The organism is Nitriliruptor alkaliphilus DSM 45188, from assembly GCF_000969705.1.
Lineage (GTDB): Bacteria > Actinomycetota > Nitriliruptoria > Nitriliruptorales > Nitriliruptoraceae > Nitriliruptor > Nitriliruptor alkaliphilus.
Genome location: NZ_KQ033901.1, coordinates 106,051 through 123,666 on the forward strand (window position 1 = coordinate 106,051; position 17,616 = coordinate 123,666).

Here is a 17,616-nt window from a genome sequence, read left to right on the forward strand (position 1 = left end):
CGCCGCCCGCCGCTCACGTGGCCTCGGCGTCGACCGGAGGTGGGCGGTCGTCGGGCCGCAGCGAGGTCGCGGGCGCCATGCGGCCGTCCACCGGCTTGCGCGTGGCCTGGTCCTCGGCGAAGGGACGGCGCAGTTCGTCGCGGGCACCCTTCAGCTCGGCCCGGACCTCCCGCCACTCGCGGTCCAGCCCCTCGACTTCGGCCGCGCGCTTGAGTTCGTCGACGCTGCGGGACGTCTCGGCCCGGAGCCGGTTGATCAGCTTCGCCGCGTTGCGTGCCAGCTCGGGCAGCCGCTCGGGCCCGAACACGAGCAGCGCCACGACGGCGATGACGAGCAGCTCCTGCGGACCGGGCACCGGGACGCTCCGAGCGGACGAGGCGATGGACTGAGGTCGTGGGAGCCTACGCCAGCGCCGTGCTGGTGGTCAGCGAGGACGCTCGGACAAGGTCACCTCGATGGTGAGTTCGTCCCCACCGCGCACGATCGTCAGCTCCACGGTGTCACCCGGCGCGCGGGAGCGGACCTCGGCGACCAGTTGCGACATCGTGGCGAGGGGCTCGCCGTCCACGGCGATGATGATGTCGCCGGACCGCACGCCCGCCTCCTCGGCGCCGGTGCCCTCCTGGACCGCATCGACGACGGCACCCCGTGAGGCCTCCAGACCGAACTGCTCGGCGACGTCCGGCGACACGTCGATGCCACTGACCCCGAGTAGCGGGTGACGCACGAAGCCCTGCTCGATGATCTGGTCCGCGGACGCGACGGCCTGTTCGGCCGGCACGGCGAAGCCGATGCCCTGGTTGCCGCCGGTGCGCGACAGGATCGCGGTGTTGATGCCGACGAGGCGACCCTGACCGTCGACGAGGGCACCACCGGAGTTGCCCGGGTTGATGGCGGCATCGGTCTGGATGACCGACGGGATCACCAGACCGATCGCCTCCTCGTCATCGACCCGCAGGTCCCGGTTGAGCCCACTGACGATGCCGGTCGTCACCGACGCGTCGAGCCCGAACGGCGAGCCGATGGCCACGACCGTCTCCCCCACGACGAGCGATTCGGCCGTGTCACGCAGGTTGATGGCCGGCAGGCCGTCCTGGTCGACGCGGATCACGGCGAGGTCGTTGAGCGGGTCGGTACCGATGACCTCGGCCTCGAGCACGTCGCCGGACGCGAGCCGGACCGTGACGGTCTCGGCCTCGCCGACGACGTGGTTGTTGGTCAGGATGTAGCCGTCGGAGCGGTAGATGACGCCCGAGCCGAGGGCCGGGCCGGGAGCCCCGAGCGGACCCGTGGCCACGGCCGACTGCGGGATGTCGATGCGCACCACCGACGGGGTCACCGCCTCGGCGACGGCGGGCACCACGTTGCCTGCCTCACCGTTGACCGTGATCGACGGGGCGGACGCGGAGCCGCCGAGCGGTCCCGGCCCGTCGTCCTGCACCACGGCTGCGACGAGGCCACCACCGAGCAGGGCACCGACCAGCCCGCCGACGATCCCCGCCAGGAGCGGACGCCCCCGGCGGGTCGAGCCCGCCGGCGGCGCGTCGTGGGTCCCCGTCGTGTCCGGCGGACGCACCGAGCCGACCGGCGAACCGGGGCCGGCCGCGGCGGCGTCCCACGACGAGGGGGGCGGCTGCGGGTAGCGGGCGATGTCCGGCTCGGGGGCTTCGGCCGAGGGCGCGGCGACGCCGGGCCCGTGCGTCGCCGAGGTGTCGGCATCGGCGGCCATCGAACCGGCCGCCCCCACACCGTGGGCACCCACAGGGTCGTGACGGTCGTCGTCGACCCGCCAGGGGGTGCGCCACTCGTCGCGGTCGTACGCCACGGCCTCGGACCTCTCATGTCGGCCCCGGGTCAACCCCAGGGAGGGAGCAGCCGTTCCCCGACCCGGGACAACCCGCGGGCGAGACGGCTCAGGGTGGAGGGTGCCGGGTCGTTCGGCAACCCGGCTACCGCCTCCAGGAGGTCGCCGGTCGGCGCATCCGTCAGCGCGGTGAAGGTACGCCCCTCACCGGTCCACACCACACGACGGGGTTCGGAGCCGGGCCAACGCCAGACGGCTCCGCCTCCCGGCAGCGCGAGCGGGGTGGCCTCCGAGGTCGCGTGTGACGCCAGGCGCCCCTCCTGGACGTACAGGGACAGGGTGTACAGCCCATCGCTGTAGACCAGGTGGACCGTGGGGACATCGGCGGCCTCCACCTCGGTGGCACCGAGCAGCTCGAACCCGCCGGGTAGGTCCCGATGGACGGGGACACCTCGGTCGACCAGTGCGCGCCGTGCGACCGGGGTCAGTGCGAGCGATTCGACGTCCCCGGCCGGGTCGGGCGGTGGCGCGACCAGCCCCGTGCCCGGATCGACCTCGAGCTCGGTGAACGCGACGACCCGCACGGGCGTCCCGTCCCGGTCCCGGGTCTCGCGTCGCACGATCAGACCGGAGGCCTGGTCGACGTACAAGGTCTCGCGACGTAGGCCCGACGCGCGCGCGACGACGAGGAGGGCCCGAGCCGGACCGGTGTCGAGGTCCGAGGTGCCGCCGTCCTCGACCCGGTAGTGCCGCAGGAAGCGGGCCCGGTCGAAGGCGCCGGCCTCCACGCCACCGAGGCGCAGCAGGCTGCCGGTCCGGGTGCTGCGCAGGTACCCCCCGTCCGCGTCCCGGCCGAGCTCCCACGCACCACGCCGCTCGGCACGCAGCCGGCCGTCCGCGGCACGTGCGACCTCGACGGTGGTGACCTGGGGGCCACCCCGACCGAAGGACGCGACGGTCAGCCGTCCGCGGTACCGCAGCGTGCGGGCGACCTCGACGGCGCGATCGAGCTCGCGGAGCGCATCGGCGTCGTCATCGGCCAGGTCGATCCCGGCCGCGGTGGGGCTGAGGCGTGGGGCGCGCGGACCAGCGCTCGCCCCCGCGGGCACCGCCAGCATCGGCAGGGCCACCAGCGCCGCCGCGACGACGACGGCGCCGCCGCGGGACGGACGGTTCCTCACCGGACGGGCCCGCCGAGCGGAGCGGGCATCGGACCGTCCCCGGTCCGGGCGAGATGGTCGAGCAGGAAGCGTTCGACGGGCGGGACGACCTCGCCGACGTCCCCGCCCGCGACGTACGCCGCCGCGCCGAGGGCGAGCGCCGCAGCGGTCAGGCCCGAGATGGCGACCACGCGTCGCGACCAGTGCCGCACCCGGCGCAGGGAGCGGACCTCGGCGGTGAGGACCGGTGCCTGGATCGCCGGCAGGGAGCGCAGGGCCGAACGGGTCGCACGGAGCGCCTCGAGCTCCTGGCGACACCGGTCACAGCCCGTGACGTGGTGGGTCAGGGCCAACGCCGCTGCGTCATCGAGCTCGTCGTCGAGGAACGCCGACAGGCGCGCACCGCCGGCGTGACCAGCACCACGGGACTCAGCCACGGCGGCTCAGCCGTTGCCGGAGGAGCTTGCGACCGCGGTGGATGCGCGACCGGACGGTGCCCATCGGCCACCCGGTCGAAGCCACGATCTCCTCGTAGGTCAGACCCCGGACGTCGCAGAGGACCACGGCCGTGCGGAACGTCGCCGGCAGCTCCGCGAGCGCCGCCTCGATCCGGTCGTCGAGCACCCGCTCCTCGACGGTCTCCGCCGGCCCGGGGCCGGGTTCGCGGGGTTCACGCCAGTCACCGGCGGGCAGCGGCTCCATCCGCAGCCGGTTGCGCCGCCGGACCCGGTCGAGGAACAGGTTGCGGGTGATCCGGTACAGCCAGCCCTCGAACGTGCCAGGGCGGTAACGGTCGAGGTTGCGGTAGACGCGGACGAACACGTCCTGGGCGAGGTCACGGGCCTCGTCGCGGTCCCCACACAGCCGGTAGGCCATCGAGTACACGGTCTCGCCGTAGCGCTCGGCGATCTCGTCCCACGTCGGGACGGCATCGACCGGCTCGAGCGGCTCGGCGAGGTCGATGAGCCCGGTGAGTTCCGTCGGGTCGGCACCGGGCGCACGAGCTGGTGGCACGGGAGGTGACACGAGACGTCTCCGAGGCCGCCGGGACCCTCCCGCGGCGGACATGAACCGTAGCAGCGTCCTGCGCCGGCCCCCCGCGGCCCCCGGACCCCGACCGTCCGCGCGGCGGGCCCGTCGGACGGGCCCATCGTGGCCGCTCGACTACCGTCCGACCGAACGGAACCACCAGACACCAGGAGCCACGATGGACGGCGCAACACGGGACCGCGTGCGCGAACTGACGGCCGCCGAGGACGAGGCGACGGCTGCGGCCCGCGAGCGGGCGGGCCGCACCGTCGTGCCCTCCCCCGAGCTCGGGGCCCTGCTGCGCTGGGTGGCGACCACCGTCGGGGCCCGCAGCGCCGTGGAGGTCGGCAGCGCGGGTGGCGTCACCGGCCTCTGGCTGGTGCGCGGGCTGGCGGAACGCGGCGTCCTGACGACGATCGACGACGACCCGCACGCCCACGGGCTGGCGACCGATGCCTTCGAGCGCTCGGGCCTCGGGTCGCGGGTCCGTGCGATCCTCGGGGACCCCGGCGAGGTGCTGCCCCGGTTGTCGGATGCCGGCTACGACGTCGTGGTGCTCCAGGGACCGGCCTACGGGACCGTCGACCCGCTCGAGCACGCCCGCCGGCTGCTGCGCCCCGGAGGGATCCTGGTGGCGCTCGGGCTGCTCGCCAGCGGTGACCACGCCGAGGCCAGGGCCCGGTTCGTGCAGGCGTTGGCCGACGATCCGGCGTTCGCGCCGGTGGTGCTCCCCCTCGACGAGGGGGTGGCCCTCGCCACGCGGCAGCCCGACGAGGTGGACCCCGCCGACGAGGGCTAGAAGAAGCGGACCTTCGCGGCGAACTCGACCGCCGGGGCCAGGATGACGGCGAGGTAGAACATCCCCGTCGACGCCTGGATGGACCGACCGCCTTCGCGCGCCAGCTTCACGTTGAAGCCCGAGATGAGCGCGATGATGGCCAGCACGCCGAGCCCGAGGATGACCGTCATCGAGCCGATGCGCAGGATCGGCGAGAACATCTGTGCGCACTGCTGGAAGGCCGGACCAGCGGGCAGATCGGCGCACGGCGCCGGGTTGCGGGCCGAGAGCAGGACCGACACCAGCCCCGCGCCGACAGCGGCGACGTTGGCCCAAGCGATCTGGATCATGTAGCGGTTGGAGAGGCGGCGCTCCACCAGGTACCAGTGCCCGAGGATCATCCCGACCCAGATGGCACCCATGAGCACGGCGCCGGCGAGCAGTTCGACCACGCCCTGAGGGATCCCGCCCGCACCGTCGCGAGCCGCACGGATGGCGGCCAGTGGCAGGAACGCGCCGACACCGGCCAGCGTTGCCAGGAGGCCGAGCACCCGGGCGACGACCGGCGGCACCTTGACCGCCAGGGCGATGACCGCGACGGCGGTCAGCACCGTGAGGGCAAGCAGCAGGTTCGACGCCAGCTCGCCCCGGGTGACCTGGTCGGTGCCTTCCAGACTGGCGACGGGGGCCCGCAGCGCCGCCCAGGCGCCCCAGGCGATCAGCGCGACGGTGGCGCCGGTCAGGATCTCGTAGCCGTGCCGGACCGCCCCCCAGGTGGGGGCCGCCCACAACAGCGCGGAGCTGCCGACGGCGGTGGTGGCCAACACGAGTGCGAGCACGGCCGCGGGGGCGTCCACGCGGGCTCCTCGTCATCAGGTTCGGGAGGCGGCGCGCCGAGCGAGCCACCGTCCGGAGAGCTCCGGCGGGCGAAGGGTGCCACGCGGACCCTTGGAGCCACCAAACGGCGCCGCGGGCCGTCCGCGGGGCGTGACACGCCGCCCGTCGCACGACGAGGCCCGCGGACCTGGTTCGTCCGCGGGCCTCGTCGAGGTGGGAGCCTCGGTCAGCTGTCGTCGGTCTCCTCGTCACCGCCGTCGCCGCCACCGTCGTCGGTGGTGTCCTCGACCTCGGGAGCCTCGACGTCCGGGGCCTCGACCTCGATCTCGGTGTCCCCGTTGTCGGTGTCGGTCCCGCCACCGAACATGTTCGTGCCGAAGATGACGAACAGGACGATGATCAGGACCACGACGGCGATGATCGCCGCGACGGCACCACCGCCGCCACCGCCACCGTCGGTGACGACCACTTCACGGTCTCGTGCGGGTTCTCGGGGTGGGGGGACGTCGCTCACGGTGAGCCTCCTCGTCGATCGGGCAGCCGGGTTCGCCGGTGCGGACCCCACCGTCACCCGCTCGCCGCGCTGCGTCAGCGCCCCGCCCCCGGCCGAGGGGGCGTCCCCGTGGCTCCGGTGGCCCACCGGCCAGGGTCACCCCGTTCCGGTGGCCCCGGCCGGTCGGGCGCAACGGACCCACAGGCCTGGTCGAACGGACACTGTCCGACTCCGAGGTGGGCACGCCGAGGTCCCCCGACTCCCGTGCACCCTCGGTACGCTCGATGACGGCATCCGCTCCCCATCCCCCGCCGAAGGTGTCCTGCCATGGGTCGCTGCGATCCGGGGCTCAAGCTCGCCCGCCACCTCCAGGTCGAGGACGCTCACACCGCCCTCGCGCTCGGTTCCGGCGACGTGCCGGTGCTCGGCACCCCCGCGCTGCTCGGGCTCGCCGAGAGCTCCTGTGTGGACGCGATCAAGGACGATCTCGAGGAGGGGCAGACCTCGGTCGGGACCTGGGCCGAGATCGAGCACCTCGCCGCCACCCCCGTGGGTGAGACGGTCTGTGCCCACGCCACCTTGATCGGCCACCACGGTCGGCGGCTGGAGTTCAGCGTCCACATCGAGCAGAGGGGGCAGACCGTGGCCAAGGTCCGACACCGCCGGGTGCTCGTGGACCGCGAACGGTTCCTGGCCAAGGTCCCCACGGCGGGCGCGTCGGCCTGACGGCGGTCGCCCACGGCCGAACGATCACGCGCAGGCGGCCCGGACGCTGAGCGGGGTCGGGTCCGCCGCGGCGGACGCGTGGCCCCACGCGGCCGCCAGCAGACGGGCAGCCACCACGGGCGGGTCGGTCGGCGCCACGACCAGGTGCGGTGGGAGGAGCCCGCGGTCGGCGAGGTCCGAGGTGAGCAACCGCGCCCGGCGTGCCAGGACCTCCCAGGCCGGGGCGCTGAGGTCGGTCCTGCCGACCTCGTCGAGCAGCGTGGTCAGGTCGTCATCCACCGGGCGGGCGTGCGACGGTTGGCGGGTGGCGGGGGCTGCCGAGGTGGTGCGCATCTGCGGCTCCTGTCGGTCTCGATCTCGTGGGATGCAGCGTGTCCTCCGCCGTCCGCGTCGACGAGCCCCCGCACCGTCGGAGAACGAAAGCATCCCGCCACGGCCGTGTCACACGCCGCGGATCATCGCGGATACCGCTACTCGACCGCCTCGGACCGCAAGTATCCAGCCAACCGTCGTCGGCGGCGTCTACGCTCGACCGGACGTCGCAGTGGAAGGGAACCCCGTGGCGCACCGTGTGGTCACCCTGCTCAGCCCGGGGGCCAACCCCTTCGAGTTCGGGGTCGCGTGCGAGGTCTTCGCCATCGACCGGCCCGAGCTCGGTATCGAGTGGTACGACCACCGGCTCGCCGCGGTCGCCCGCCCGCTCGTGGTCAACGGTGGGTGGACCATCGACACGCCGTACGGGATCGAGGCGCTCGAGGACGCGGACACGATCATCCTGCCCGGTGGTCCCTGCGAGGCGGCGGCCGGGACCGTGGCGCCCCTCCGCCGGGCGTACGAGCGTGGCGCCCGCCTCGTCTCGTTCTGCACCGGTGCCTTCACCCTCGCCGCAGCAGGCATCCTCGACGGTCGCTCCGCGACCACGCACTGGATGCACGCGGATGCCCTGTGCCGGCGTTACCCGCGGATCAGGTTCGACCCCGAGGTGCTGTACGTCGACGACGGCCAGGTGCTCACGTCCGCCGGGACGGCCGGCGCCATCGATCTCGCGCTCCACATCGTGCGCAAGGACCACGGCGCACGGGTCGCCAACAGCGTCGCCCGTCGCATGGTCATCTCCCCGCACCGTGACGGCGGCCAGGCCCAGTTCGTGCCCACCCCGGTCCCGGACGAGCCGTACCGCGACAGCCTCCAGTCGGTGCTCGAGTGGATGACCGAACACCTCGACGAGGATCTGTCGGTCGACCTGCTCGCCCAGCTCGCCGCGATGAGCCCACGCACCCTCGCCCGCCGCTTCCGGGACGTGACGGGCACCACGCCCGTGCGTTGGCTGACCCACCAGCGGGTCACGCGCGCGCAGCACCTGCTCGAGACCACCGACCTGCCCGTCGAGACGATCGCGCAGCGCGTCGGCCTCGGGACCGGCGCGAACCTGCGGATCCACTTCCGGCGCGCCACCGGCACCTCGCCGGCCGAGCACCGCCGCACGCACCGCCGCCCGGCGTCGCTGACCGGCTGACCGCGTCCGGGGCGACGGGGAGAACGTCGCCCCGGACCGCGCGTCGGGGAGCGTCAGGCAGGCGCCACCGCACGGTCGACGGCCGCGGCGAGCACGGCGCGAGCGCCGGTGGCGTCGTCCGAAGTGAGCGCCTCCGCGAGCGCCGCCTCGGCCTCGGGTTGCGTGATCGCCCGCAGCGTGGCCTTGACCTCGGGGATGGCGACGCGGGTCATCGACAGCTCGTCGGCGCCCGCACCGACCAACGCGACCGCGACCGCCGGGTCGCTGGCCGCCTCGCCGCAGACCCCGACCCACGCGCCGTGGCGGTGCCCCGCGGCGACCACGTCACCGAGGAGACGGAGGATCGCCGGGTCGCAGGCGTCGGCGAGGTCGGCCACGCCCGCGACCAGCCGGTCGGCGGCGAACGCGTACTGCAACAGGTCGTTGGTCCCGATCGACAGGAAGTCGGCCCGCGCGGCGAGACGCTCGGCGGACAGGGCGGCCGCCGGGGTCTCGACCATGACACCGACCTCGACGTCGTCGAGCCCGATGCCCTCCTCCTCGGCGACGGCCCGCAGGTGCTCGCGCGCAGCGTCGAGTTCGCTCGGGACCGAGACCATCGGGAACATGATGGCGAGCCGGGCACCGTCGCTCCCGACGGCCGCCTTCGCGCGCAGGAGGGCGCGCAGCTGGTCGCGGAACAGCGTGGGTCGGGCGAGCGAGAGCCGGATCCCCCGCAGGCCGAGCGCGGGGTTCGGCTCGTCGTCACGCGCGACGAACGGCAGCGGTTTGTCCGCGCCCACGTCGAGGGTGCGCACCACGACCCGGTGGCCCGGGAAGGTGCGCAGGATGCGGGCGATGACCTCCGTCTGCTCGTCGACGCTCGGCGCGGCGACGCGGTCGAGGTAGAGCACCTCGGTCCGCAGCAGGCCGGACCCCTCCGCGCCCGCCGCCACCGCGGCCGGCAGGTCCTCGAGACCACCGAGGTTGGCGGCGAGTTCGACACGACGGCCGTCGGCGGTGCGGCCTGGCTCGTCGCGGAGCACATCGAGGGACGTCCGGCGATCGTGCTCCTCGGCGGCGCGTGCTTCGAGGTCAGCGCGTGCCTCGGCATCGGGGTCGATGGTGACCTCGCCCGAGCGGCCGTCGACCGCCACCGTCGTCCCCCCCGTGAGCACGGCGAGGAGGCCGCTGACGCCCACGACCGCCGGGACGCCGAGGGCCCGGGCGAGGATCGCTGCGTGGCTCGTGGGCGAGCCGGTCTCGGTCACGACGGCGGCGATGCGATCACGTGGGATACCCGCGGTCTGCGACGGCGTCAGCTCGTGGGCGACGATCACCGACGGCTCGTCGGGGATGGTCAGCTCCGTCGGTCGGCCGAGCAACAGGGCCACCACGCGGTCGCGGACGTCATCGAGGTCGGCCGCGCGGGCGCTCAGCAGCTCGCTGCTGGAGGCCGCCAGCAGCTCCCGGAAGCCGTCGAAGGCGTTCCGGGTGGCCGTGACCGCACCGGTGCCCTGCGCGATCGCCTTCCGCGCACGGTCGACCAGCTCGGGATCCTCGCCGAAATCGGCGTGGGCCTCGAAGATCTCGGCCTCGTCCTCGCCGATGTCGTGGGCGACCCGCTGCGCCAGTGCCCGCAGCTGGGACACCGCCTCGGTGAGCGCGGCGTCGAGCCGCTCACGTTCGCGCGCCGGGTCGCCGCGCTCGGGGTCGTTGGTGTCGTGGTCGGACCCGAGGACGGGTCCGACCACGACGGCCGGAGCGAACGCCACGCCGGGGGCTGCTGGGCGTCCACGCAGGCTGGTGCTCACGCGGGCTCCTCCCCGAGGCCGGTGGCGACGAGCCGTTCGAGCTCGTCGAGCACGGCATCGGCGTCGGGGCCCTCCGCGGCGATGGTGATGGCGTCGCCGTGGTGACCATCGAGGGTCAGCACGGACAGGACCGACTTGGCGTTGACCGGCTCGCCGTCCTTGGCCACCGTGATGTCCAGGTCGTGGGCCGCCGCCGCCCGGGCGAAGACCTTCGCCGGCCGTGCGTGCAACCCGGTCGGGTTGGTGAGGGTGACGGTGCGCTCAGGCATGGACGGCCTCCGGGACCACGTGGCTGCGCTCACGAGCGGACTTGAGGGCGATGACCAACCCCGCCGTGACAGCCGTCCCGACGAGGATGGCGAGCAGGTAGAGCAGACCGTTGCCGATCACGCCGATGACCCAGATGCCGCCGTGCGGCGCACGGAGCGTGGCGCCGAAGGCCAGGGACAGCGCACCGGTGACCGCCGAGCCGGCCATCAGGGACGGGATCACCCGCAACGGGTCGGCTGCCGCGAAGGGGATGGCACCCTCGGTGATGAAGGACGCGCCCATGACCCACGCCGCCTGACCGGCCTGTTGCTCCGCCGGCGTGAACAGCTTGCGCCGGATCACGGTGGCGAGCGCGAGACCGAGGGGTGGCGTCATCCCGGCAGCCATGACGGCCGCCATGATCTGGAAGTTCCCGGCGTCGAGCGCGGCGATACCGAAGGTGTAGGCCACCTTGTTGACCGGGCCGCCCATGTCGAACGCCATCATCAGGCCGAGGATGAGCCCGAGCACGATCTGGTTCGCCCCCGACAGGCCGGTGAGCCAGCTGGACAGGCCGGCGTTGATCGCGGCGACCGGCTCCCCGATCACGAGGAACATCAGCAGCCCCACGACGACGGTGCCGACGATCGGGTAGACCAGGATCGGCATCATGCGCTTGACGACCCCGCTGGTGGGGATGGCCTTGAGCGCCATCACGATGCCACCGGCGAGCAGACCCGCGATCAGACCCCCGAGGAAGCCAGCTTCGATCTGGTTGGCGATCAGGCCGCCGACGACGCCTGGCGCGATGCCCGGCCGGTCCGCCATCGCGTAGGCGATGAAGCCGGCCAGGATGGGCACGAGCATGCTGAACGCGGTCCCACCGACGGCGAGCAGCGCGACGGCGAACCACGTCACCGCCCCGACGCCGAGGTCGCCCGGTGTCTGCACGCCCTCACCCGCGACGAAGATCTGCATGTCTGGCGCCGTGATCGCCACCGCGTCGGCGATGGCGAAGGAGATGGCGATGAGGATCCCGCCGGCGACCACGAAGGGGATCATGTAGCTGACGCCCGTCATGAGCCAGCGGCGGGCCTCCTCGGCGCGGCCACCACCCGAGCCGGTGACCGAAGCGAACACGTCGGCGTCGTCCGTGGTGGCGGACCCGTCGGCACCGGCCGCAGCCGGGTCGCGGGCGATGGCCACGGCGCGATCGATGATCTCCCCCGCCTTGTCGATGGCCTCCCGCGTCCGCACCTGCACCTTCGGGAGTCCGGCGAAGCGGTCCTGATCGCGGACCGCAGCGTCGACGGCGAAGACCACCGCCTGGGCCTCGGCGATGATCGAGGCGGCGAGCGGCGGGTCTCCGGCCGCGCCCTGCACCTCGACGTGCATCTCGTGGCCACGCTCACGTGCGGCCACCTCGAGTGCCTCGGCGGCCATCTCGCTGTGCGCGATGCCGGTGGGGCAGCTGGTTACGGCGACGAGCTTCACAGCTCCACCTCCCTCTCCAGGATGGTGATGACGGCGCCGGGACTGGTTGCGTCCCGGACCGCCGAACGGAACGACTCGTGGATGAGCCGTCGGGCCAGGCGCGAGAGCACCCGGACGTGGAGGTCGTCGGCGCCCTCCGGCGCCGCGATGAGGAACACGAGGTCGGCAGGGGCGCCGTCCTCGGAACCGAAGTCGATGCCGGACGATGCCCGGCCGATCGCGACGGCGGCGCGCGCCACGGCGCTGGACTTGGCGTGCGGGATGGCGACGCCGGAGCCCATCCCCGTGCCGCCCGTCTCGTCCTCGCGAGCCAACACGGCGGCCACGAACGTCGCTTCGTCGGTCACCCGGCCGTCGGCGGCGAGCGCCCCGGCGAGCGCCCGGATGGCGGCCGCGGGATCCTCGGCGGTCGCGCCCTCGAGGTCGACCACGAGCTGTGGTCCGGTCAGGTCGGTGATCGTCGTGCTCATCGGTGGGCTCCCTCGGTCAGCGGACGGTGGTGGTCGACGGGGGTGACGGTGACCGCCTCGAGATCGACATCGGACGGCGCTGGCGCGGCGGTCCCGGGCAGGAGCGCGGCCGCCGCGCCATGGGCGACGCCGACGCGCAGCGCCTCGGGACCTCGGCCACCCGCCGCGAGCACCCCTGCGAGCAGGGCATCGCCGGCACCGACGGCGCTGCGCGGCACGATCGGTGGCCGGGTCGCGTGCCACGCGCCGTCGGTGTCGACGAGCACCGCACCATCGGCACCGAGCGAGGCGACGACCGCTCCGACGCCCCAGCCGATCAGTTCGCGAGCCGCCCCGAGCACGTCGCCGAAACTGGTGAGCTCGCGGCCGGCCAGCTCGGCGAGCTCCTCACGGTTCGGCTTGATGAGGTCGGGGCCGGCTGCGACGGCCTCACGCAGCGCCGCCCCGCTGGCGTCGATGGCCACGCGCACCCCTGCCGCCTGCGCCTCACGCACGAGGGTCGCGTACAGGTCGGCAGGAGCCCCGGGCGGCAAGGACCCACACCCGGCGAGCCACTCGGCGCCGGCGAGCTCGGCGACGGTCGCCTTGCGGAGCGCGCGGACCTCGGCGCCGGTCAGGCGGGGGCCGGGGGCGTTGACCTTGCTGACGACCCCGTCGGGTGTCACGAGGCTGATGTTGGTCCGCACGGGCCGCGCGATCGGGACGGCGACCACGGTGACACCGCGGTCGGCCAGCTCGTCGGACAACAGCTCGCCGTCGTGCCCCCCGACCGGGACCACCGCCCGCACCCCGTGTCCGCCGGCGACCAGCGTGCGCGCGACGTTGAGTCCCTTCCCGCCCGGTTCGATCCGGACGGCGTCGGCCCGGGACACCGTGCCGATGGTGAACTCGGCGACCTCGAAGGTCCGGTCCACCGAGGGGTTGGGGGTCAGGGTGACGATCATGCTCGCACCACCCGGGGGCCGTGGGTGGCCAGATCGGCGGCGACCTCCTCGGTCACCTCCGTGTCGGTCACGATGGTGTCGAGCTGGCTGAGCGTGGCGTACCGGACGAGGTGGTCCTCGCCGACCTTGGTGTGATCGGCGAGGAGGACCACCTCGCGGGACGCCTCGATCAACGCTGCCTTGACCTCGGCCTCGGCCGGATCCGGTGTCGTCAGTCCCCGAGCGGGGCTGATGCCGTTGGTGGCGACGAAGCCGACGTCGACGCGCAGGTCCCGCAGCGTGCGCAGCGCCCACCCGTCGACCGTGGCGAGCGTGCGACCACGCAGGCGGCCTCCCACCAGCAGGACGCTGATCTGGGCCCGGGCCGACAGCAGCTGCGCGATCGGCAGCGCGTTGGTCACGACGGTCAGCTCGCGGTCGGGCAGCAACCCGGCGAGCTCCCCGGTGGTCGTGCCCGCGTCGAGCAGGATCGTCCCGCGCGGCGGAACCAGCTCGAGGGCGGCTTTCGCGATGCGCCGCTTCTCGGCGGTCATGAGGGTCGCACGCTCGCTGACCGCCGGCTCGCTGCGGAATCGCTCGACCGGGATGGCACCGCCGTGGACGCGGCGCAGCAGGCCACGGTGCTCGAGGTCGGTCAGGTCGCGCCGGATGGTCTCGGGGGTGACCGCGAGCTCGTCGGCGAGCGATGCGACCTCGACCCGCCCGTCGCGACGTGCGCGGTCGGCGATGGCCTGACGTCGTTCCTCGGCGTACACGCGCACCCTCCCGCTCCGCCAGGACGTCGCTCTCCGCGGGTCCCGCGAGATCCGCCGCCAGACGGGCTCTCGTGGTCCACCGTACGCGAACACAGGTCCGAGTGCAACCGTTTTTGTTTGTTCTTCTCCGTTCGTGTCCGTTATCCGGGCGGCGGCATCCGCTCCGACGCCCGCGTGCAGGGCGTTCACGCAGGTGCGTCCGTCGCCGTCGACGAGCAGGTCCAACGCACCCGGACTGCCATCGCGATCCGGGCGGCCGCGGTGGCCGGACGGGGTCAGGCGTCGCGCAGCCAGCTGATCAGGGTGCGGACCGGGACACCGGTCGCGCCCTTGCTGCGGTACCCGGAGGCGTCGTCTGTCCACGCCACGCCGGCGATGTCGAGGTGCGCCCACGCGGTCCCCTCGGCGACGAACCGCGACAGGAACAGCCCGGCACGGATGGTCCCCGCACCCTTGCCACCCACGTTGCGCAGGTCGGCGACCGCGCCCTCGAGCTCCTCGCCGTACTGCTCCTCACCGAGGGGCAGGCGCCAGAACGGCTCGCCCGCCTGCGCACCCGCCGCCAGGAGGTCGTCGGCGAGGTCGTCGTCGTTGGCCAGCACGATGCCGATGCGCTCGCCGAGCGCGATCACCGCGGCACCGGTCAACGTGGCCACGTCGACCACCGCGTCGGGCTCGAGTTCGCAGGCGTCCACGAGCGCGTCGGCCAGCACGAGCCGGCCCTCGGCGTCGGTGTTCATGACCTCGACGGTGGTGCCGCCACGCATCGTGAGCACGTCGCTGACCCGCGTCGCCGTGCCGGACACCATGTTCTCGGCCAGCGCGAGCAGCCCGGTCACCCGGACCGGCAGCTCGAGCGCCGCCACGGCGGTGACCACGGCCGCGACCGTGGCCGCGCCCGCCATGTCCATCTTCATGGTCTCCATGGAGGTCGACGGCTTGAGCGAGATCCCGCCGGTGTCGAAGGTGATGCCCTTACCCACGAGGGCCACGTGGCGTGTGGCTCCCTCGGGCGCGTACGACAGCTCGACCAGCCGAGGTGGCTGTGTCGAACCCTGTCCCACGCCGATCAGACCGCCGTACCCACCCTCGGCGAGGGCCTCCTCGTCGAGCACCCGCGCGGTGACCGCCGTCCCCTCGACCTCCGCGACGAGACGGTCGGCGAGCGCCGGCGGCCGCTTGTCCTGCGGCGGGGTGTTGACGAGGTCACGGGCGAGGGCCACGGCCGTCGCGGTGACCGTGCCGGCTGCGGTGGCCGCGTCCACGACGGCGGCGTCCCCGCCGTGCAGGGTGATCGTCTCGAGCTGATCGGGGGTGGAGTCGGACTTGTAGCCCACGAACCGGTACGCGCCGAGGTGCAGCCCCTCGACGACCGCCTCGGTGGCCAGGGTGAGGTCCCCGCCGAGCGCCAGGTGCAGGTCGGTCGCCAGCGACGCCGAACGCGATCCCGCCTGCACGACCGCCGCCGCCGCGCGCCGCAGGTGGTCGGCCGTCGCCGACGCCTGCGGGCCCAGTCCGGCCACGAGCAGCGTGGTCGCCGGGACCGAGCCGCGCGTCGGTACCCGCACCGTGCTGCCGGCCGACCCGTCGAAGCCCACCGCCACGAGCTCGGCGGGCAGGTCGACCCCCAGGGCAGCCGCGGCGGCCGTCGCACCCTCGGTGAGCACGGGTGGGGCAGGCGCGCCGGAGGCGGCGTCGCCCCCGGCGGCCTCGGCTGGTTCGCCGGAGAAGGCGGCGACGGCCAGCAGGTCAGCCTGCTGCTCGACGAGGGCGGTGGCGGAGGAGGCGACGGTGGGCACGGGTGACTCCCGGCGATCGGCGGAGGATGGTGGTTGGACGCGCGGTCCCCGAGGCGGGACGCTAGCTCGCTCCCCGGAGGCTGCGGCGGGCGGACGCGGCGACGGGCGGTGACCGGCCTACCCTGCCGTCCCATGAGCGACCCGCACAGCGACAACACACCCGCGTCCGAGCCGGCCGACGCCACCGACGACGCACCGAGCGTCGTGCCCGTCGACCTGCGCGACTACGTCGACTTCTCCCGGGACGAGGCCCGCCGCGTGCGCACCCTGGCGACCGACCGCCTCGCGGTCGACCTGTGGTGCATCGAGCCGGGCCAGGCCACCCCCGTGCTGCGCCTGCCCGACCAGGACGCCAGCTACACCGTGCTCGGGGGACGGTCGTGGTTCGTGACCGACGAGGGCGAGATCGGCCTCGACCCGATGGGCACGCTGCTGGTGCCCGCTGGCGTCGTCCACGGCATCGACAACCGTGGCGTCGACCCGCTGATCGTCGTCGCGACCGTCTCACCCCCCGGTGAGGAGCGGCCCGCCGCCCCGGTGTCCGACGAGGCCGCGGCGATCCGCCTCGACGACGATCGACCCAACGTCCTCGTGCGTGCCTGGCGGGGGTTGCTCGGGGTCGATCGGGACCGCACGGGCTGAGCACGGACTGAGCACGACCTGATCCGGGACCGCGCGCGGTGAGCCGTCACGCCGCACCGGGCTTGTGGTGCGGGCCGGCACCGGCGAGACTGCTCCCCTATGCGCTTCGGACCCCCACGCGGCGACTCGAACACCCTCGAGTTGACCGTCACCGACGACCTCGCCACGCACGTCGTGCCGGGGGCACCACCCCTGTGCACGGCGCCGGCCCTGCTGCAGGCCGCCGACGAGGTGGCCCGCACGCTGCTCACCCCGCACCTCGAGACGGGTGAGGTCGCCACGGTCGTCTCGCTGGACATCCACCTGCGCGGCCCCCTACCCGTCGGCGCCCAGCTCACGCTCACCGCGACGGTCGCCTCGGTGACCTCGGGGAAGCTGGTCTGCGAGGTCCTGGTGCGTCGCGGCAGCGCCATCGTCGCGCGCGGATCGGTCGAGCACCTCGTCGTCGACGGGCGCGAGTACGCCGGTCAGATCGCCGAGGCGGCCCCCACCGTCACGGGCTGACGTCCGCCGCTGCCTCCTCGGCCAACACGGCGAGGTTGGACAGGCTCCGGGTGAAGATGCGCCGCAGGACGGGGAGCACCAGCGTCGACGCACCCCACTCGCCGAGCGCACCGAGCGGCGGATCGACCTCCTCCCACCAGTGGACGCAGGTCCGGTCCGCGCCGAGCGGGACCAGCTCGAACGCCCCCGACCCGGTGATGATCCGCCCGAGGTGGGTGACCTCGAGCAGGTCGGGCGGCGACCAGGCCGTGACCCGCATGACGTCCTCCACCGTGAAGCCCAACAGGTTCGTCGGGCACCGGATCGTCACGCCGACGCCCTCGCGCTGCGGGGTCAGGACCTCCACCGACTTCGCGTCGAGCATCCACTCGCTCTGACGCTCCCACGCGGTGAGCACGTCCCACACCACCTGCCGTGGCGCTGCCGCCTCGACCGACACCTCGAGCCGCACGTCGACCTCCTCGTGAGCGCCGCCGGTGGCGCCCCACCCGGTTCGTAGCACGGACCCGCTGGGACGCCCGCCCGGATGGGGTGGAGCGGAGCGCCGCTAGGCTCCGCCTCGACCGCGGCCACCGCGCCGCACCCCCCAAACCTCCGCCGTGCGTGGCGCGACGCCGCCCCAC

The 17,616-nt window shown here is 73.9% G+C and carries 21 protein-coding genes; 5 read left to right on the plus strand and 16 right to left on the minus strand.

The window, feature by feature from the left end; all coding sequences use genetic code 11:
- Positions 1–13: 13 nt before the first annotated feature.
- From tatB to NITAL_RS00505, 5 genes are all read right to left on the minus strand, one after another.
- Positions 14–355 carry a Sec-independent protein translocase protein TatB gene (gene tatB / locus NITAL_RS00485; RefSeq protein WP_052664154.1) on the minus strand — a complete coding sequence of 114 codons (342 nt, stop codon included), beginning with the start codon at positions 353–355 and terminating at the stop codon, positions 14–16.
- 69 nt (positions 356–424) lie between these two features.
- Positions 425–1,825 (minus strand): S1C family serine protease, encoded by a 1,401-nt coding sequence (locus NITAL_RS00490; RefSeq protein WP_052664155.1) that lies wholly within the window; start codon positions 1,823–1,825, stop codon positions 425–427.
- Between the two features lie 29 nt (positions 1,826–1,854).
- Entirely contained in the window at positions 1,855–2,985 is a 1,131-nt protein-coding gene (locus NITAL_RS00495) for a LolA-like protein (RefSeq protein ID WP_052664156.1), read from the minus strand.
- Positions 2,982–3,401 carry an anti-sigma factor family protein gene (locus NITAL_RS00500; RefSeq protein WP_052664157.1) on the minus strand — a complete coding sequence of 140 codons (420 nt, stop codon included), beginning with the start codon at positions 3,399–3,401 and terminating at the stop codon, positions 2,982–2,984. Before NITAL_RS00500 ends, NITAL_RS00495 begins: the two co-directional genes overlap by 4 nt.
- Complete coding sequence (locus NITAL_RS00505) at positions 3,394–3,978, minus strand: sigma-70 family RNA polymerase sigma factor (RefSeq protein WP_211262120.1); 585 nt, start codon at positions 3,976–3,978, stop codon at positions 3,394–3,396. Before NITAL_RS00505 ends, NITAL_RS00500 begins: the two co-directional genes overlap by 8 nt.
- Positions 3,979–4,171: 193 nt before the next feature.
- On the opposite strand from NITAL_RS00505, the gene NITAL_RS00510 reads away from it, so the two are divergent.
- On the plus strand, positions 4,172–4,792 hold the full coding sequence (locus tag NITAL_RS00510; RefSeq protein ID WP_052664158.1) for an O-methyltransferase: 621 nt from the start codon (positions 4,172–4,174) through the stop codon (positions 4,790–4,792).
- Here NITAL_RS00510 and NITAL_RS00515 read toward each other — a convergent pair.
- Both NITAL_RS00515 and NITAL_RS00520 read right to left on the minus strand, forming a co-directional pair.
- The gene (locus tag NITAL_RS00515) at positions 4,789–5,628 is read right to left on the minus strand and encodes a hypothetical protein (protein WP_052664159.1); all 840 of its coding nucleotides are present in this window, start codon (positions 5,626–5,628) and stop codon (positions 4,789–4,791) included. The genes NITAL_RS00510 and NITAL_RS00515 overlap by 4 nt on opposite strands.
- A 206-nt stretch (positions 5,629–5,834) precedes the next feature.
- Positions 5,835–6,122: a hypothetical protein gene (locus NITAL_RS00520; protein WP_157041537.1), complete on the minus strand. Its 288-nt coding sequence runs from the start codon at positions 6,120–6,122 to the stop codon at positions 5,835–5,837.
- A gap of 306 nt (positions 6,123–6,428) precedes the next feature.
- On the opposite strand from NITAL_RS00520, the gene NITAL_RS00525 reads away from it, so the two are divergent.
- Entirely contained in the window at positions 6,429–6,827 is a 399-nt protein-coding gene (locus NITAL_RS00525) for a thioesterase family protein (protein ID WP_052664161.1), read from the plus strand.
- A 24-nt stretch (positions 6,828–6,851) separates the two neighbouring features.
- Here the strand turns inward: NITAL_RS00525 and NITAL_RS00530 are convergent, their stop codons facing one another.
- Complete coding sequence (locus tag NITAL_RS00530) at positions 6,852–7,160, minus strand: hypothetical protein (RefSeq protein WP_052664162.1); 309 nt, start codon at positions 7,158–7,160, stop codon at positions 6,852–6,854.
- Between the two features lie 226 nt (positions 7,161–7,386).
- On the opposite strand from NITAL_RS00530, the gene NITAL_RS00535 reads away from it, so the two are divergent.
- Positions 7,387–8,343: a helix-turn-helix domain-containing protein gene (locus NITAL_RS00535; protein WP_052669184.1), complete on the plus strand. Its 957-nt coding sequence runs from the start codon at positions 7,387–7,389 to the stop codon at positions 8,341–8,343.
- Positions 8,344–8,396: 53 nt separating this feature from the next.
- On the opposite strand, the gene ptsP is transcribed toward NITAL_RS00535, so the two are convergent.
- The 7 genes from ptsP to NITAL_RS00570 form a co-directional block, all read right to left on the minus strand.
- Positions 8,397–10,136, minus strand: coding sequence for a phosphoenolpyruvate--protein phosphotransferase (ptsP, locus tag NITAL_RS00540; protein WP_052664163.1), 1,740 nt, complete (start codon positions 10,134–10,136; stop codon positions 8,397–8,399).
- The gene (locus NITAL_RS00545; RefSeq protein ID WP_052664164.1) at positions 10,133–10,405 is read right to left on the minus strand and encodes an HPr family phosphocarrier protein; all 273 of its coding nucleotides are present in this window, start codon (positions 10,403–10,405) and stop codon (positions 10,133–10,135) included. The genes ptsP and NITAL_RS00545 overlap by 4 nt, the downstream gene beginning before the upstream one ends.
- Positions 10,398–11,879: a PTS fructose transporter subunit IIC gene (locus tag NITAL_RS00550; protein ID WP_052664165.1), complete on the minus strand. Its 1,482-nt coding sequence runs from the start codon at positions 11,877–11,879 to the stop codon at positions 10,398–10,400. Before NITAL_RS00550 ends, NITAL_RS00545 begins: the two co-directional genes overlap by 8 nt.
- Positions 11,876–12,349: a PTS sugar transporter subunit IIA gene (locus tag NITAL_RS00555; RefSeq protein WP_083441073.1), complete on the minus strand. Its 474-nt coding sequence runs from the start codon at positions 12,347–12,349 to the stop codon at positions 11,876–11,878. The genes NITAL_RS00550 and NITAL_RS00555 overlap by 4 nt, the downstream gene beginning before the upstream one ends.
- Positions 12,346–13,293, minus strand: a complete 948-nt coding sequence (pfkB, locus tag NITAL_RS00560) for a 1-phosphofructokinase (protein ID WP_052664166.1) — start codon at positions 13,291–13,293, stop codon at positions 12,346–12,348. The genes NITAL_RS00555 and pfkB overlap by 4 nt, the downstream gene beginning before the upstream one ends.
- Complete coding sequence (locus NITAL_RS00565) at positions 13,290–14,048, minus strand: DeoR family transcriptional regulator (protein WP_052669189.1); 759 nt, start codon at positions 14,046–14,048, stop codon at positions 13,290–13,292. Before NITAL_RS00565 ends, pfkB begins: the two co-directional genes overlap by 4 nt.
- A gap of 275 nt (positions 14,049–14,323) precedes the next feature.
- Positions 14,324–15,847 (minus strand): leucyl aminopeptidase, encoded by a 1,524-nt coding sequence (locus NITAL_RS00570; RefSeq protein ID WP_052664167.1) that lies wholly within the window; start codon positions 15,845–15,847, stop codon positions 14,324–14,326.
- 132 nt (positions 15,848–15,979) lie between these two features.
- Here NITAL_RS00570 and NITAL_RS00575 point away from each other — a divergent pair, with 132 nt between their 5' ends.
- Both NITAL_RS00575 and NITAL_RS00580 read left to right on the plus strand, forming a co-directional pair.
- The gene (locus NITAL_RS00575; RefSeq protein ID WP_052664168.1) at positions 15,980–16,489 is read left to right on the plus strand and encodes a cupin domain-containing protein; all 510 of its coding nucleotides are present in this window, start codon (positions 15,980–15,982) and stop codon (positions 16,487–16,489) included.
- A gap of 99 nt (positions 16,490–16,588) precedes the next feature.
- A complete protein-coding gene (locus NITAL_RS00580) occupies positions 16,589–16,993 on the plus strand; it encodes a thioesterase family protein (protein WP_052664169.1) in 405 nt (134 codons plus the stop codon).
- Here the strand turns inward: NITAL_RS00580 and NITAL_RS00585 are convergent.
- The gene (locus tag NITAL_RS00585; protein ID WP_052664170.1) at positions 16,983–17,444 is read right to left on the minus strand and encodes an SRPBCC family protein; all 462 of its coding nucleotides are present in this window, start codon (positions 17,442–17,444) and stop codon (positions 16,983–16,985) included. The genes NITAL_RS00580 and NITAL_RS00585 overlap by 11 nt on opposite strands.
- Positions 17,445–17,616: the final 172 nt, after the last annotated feature.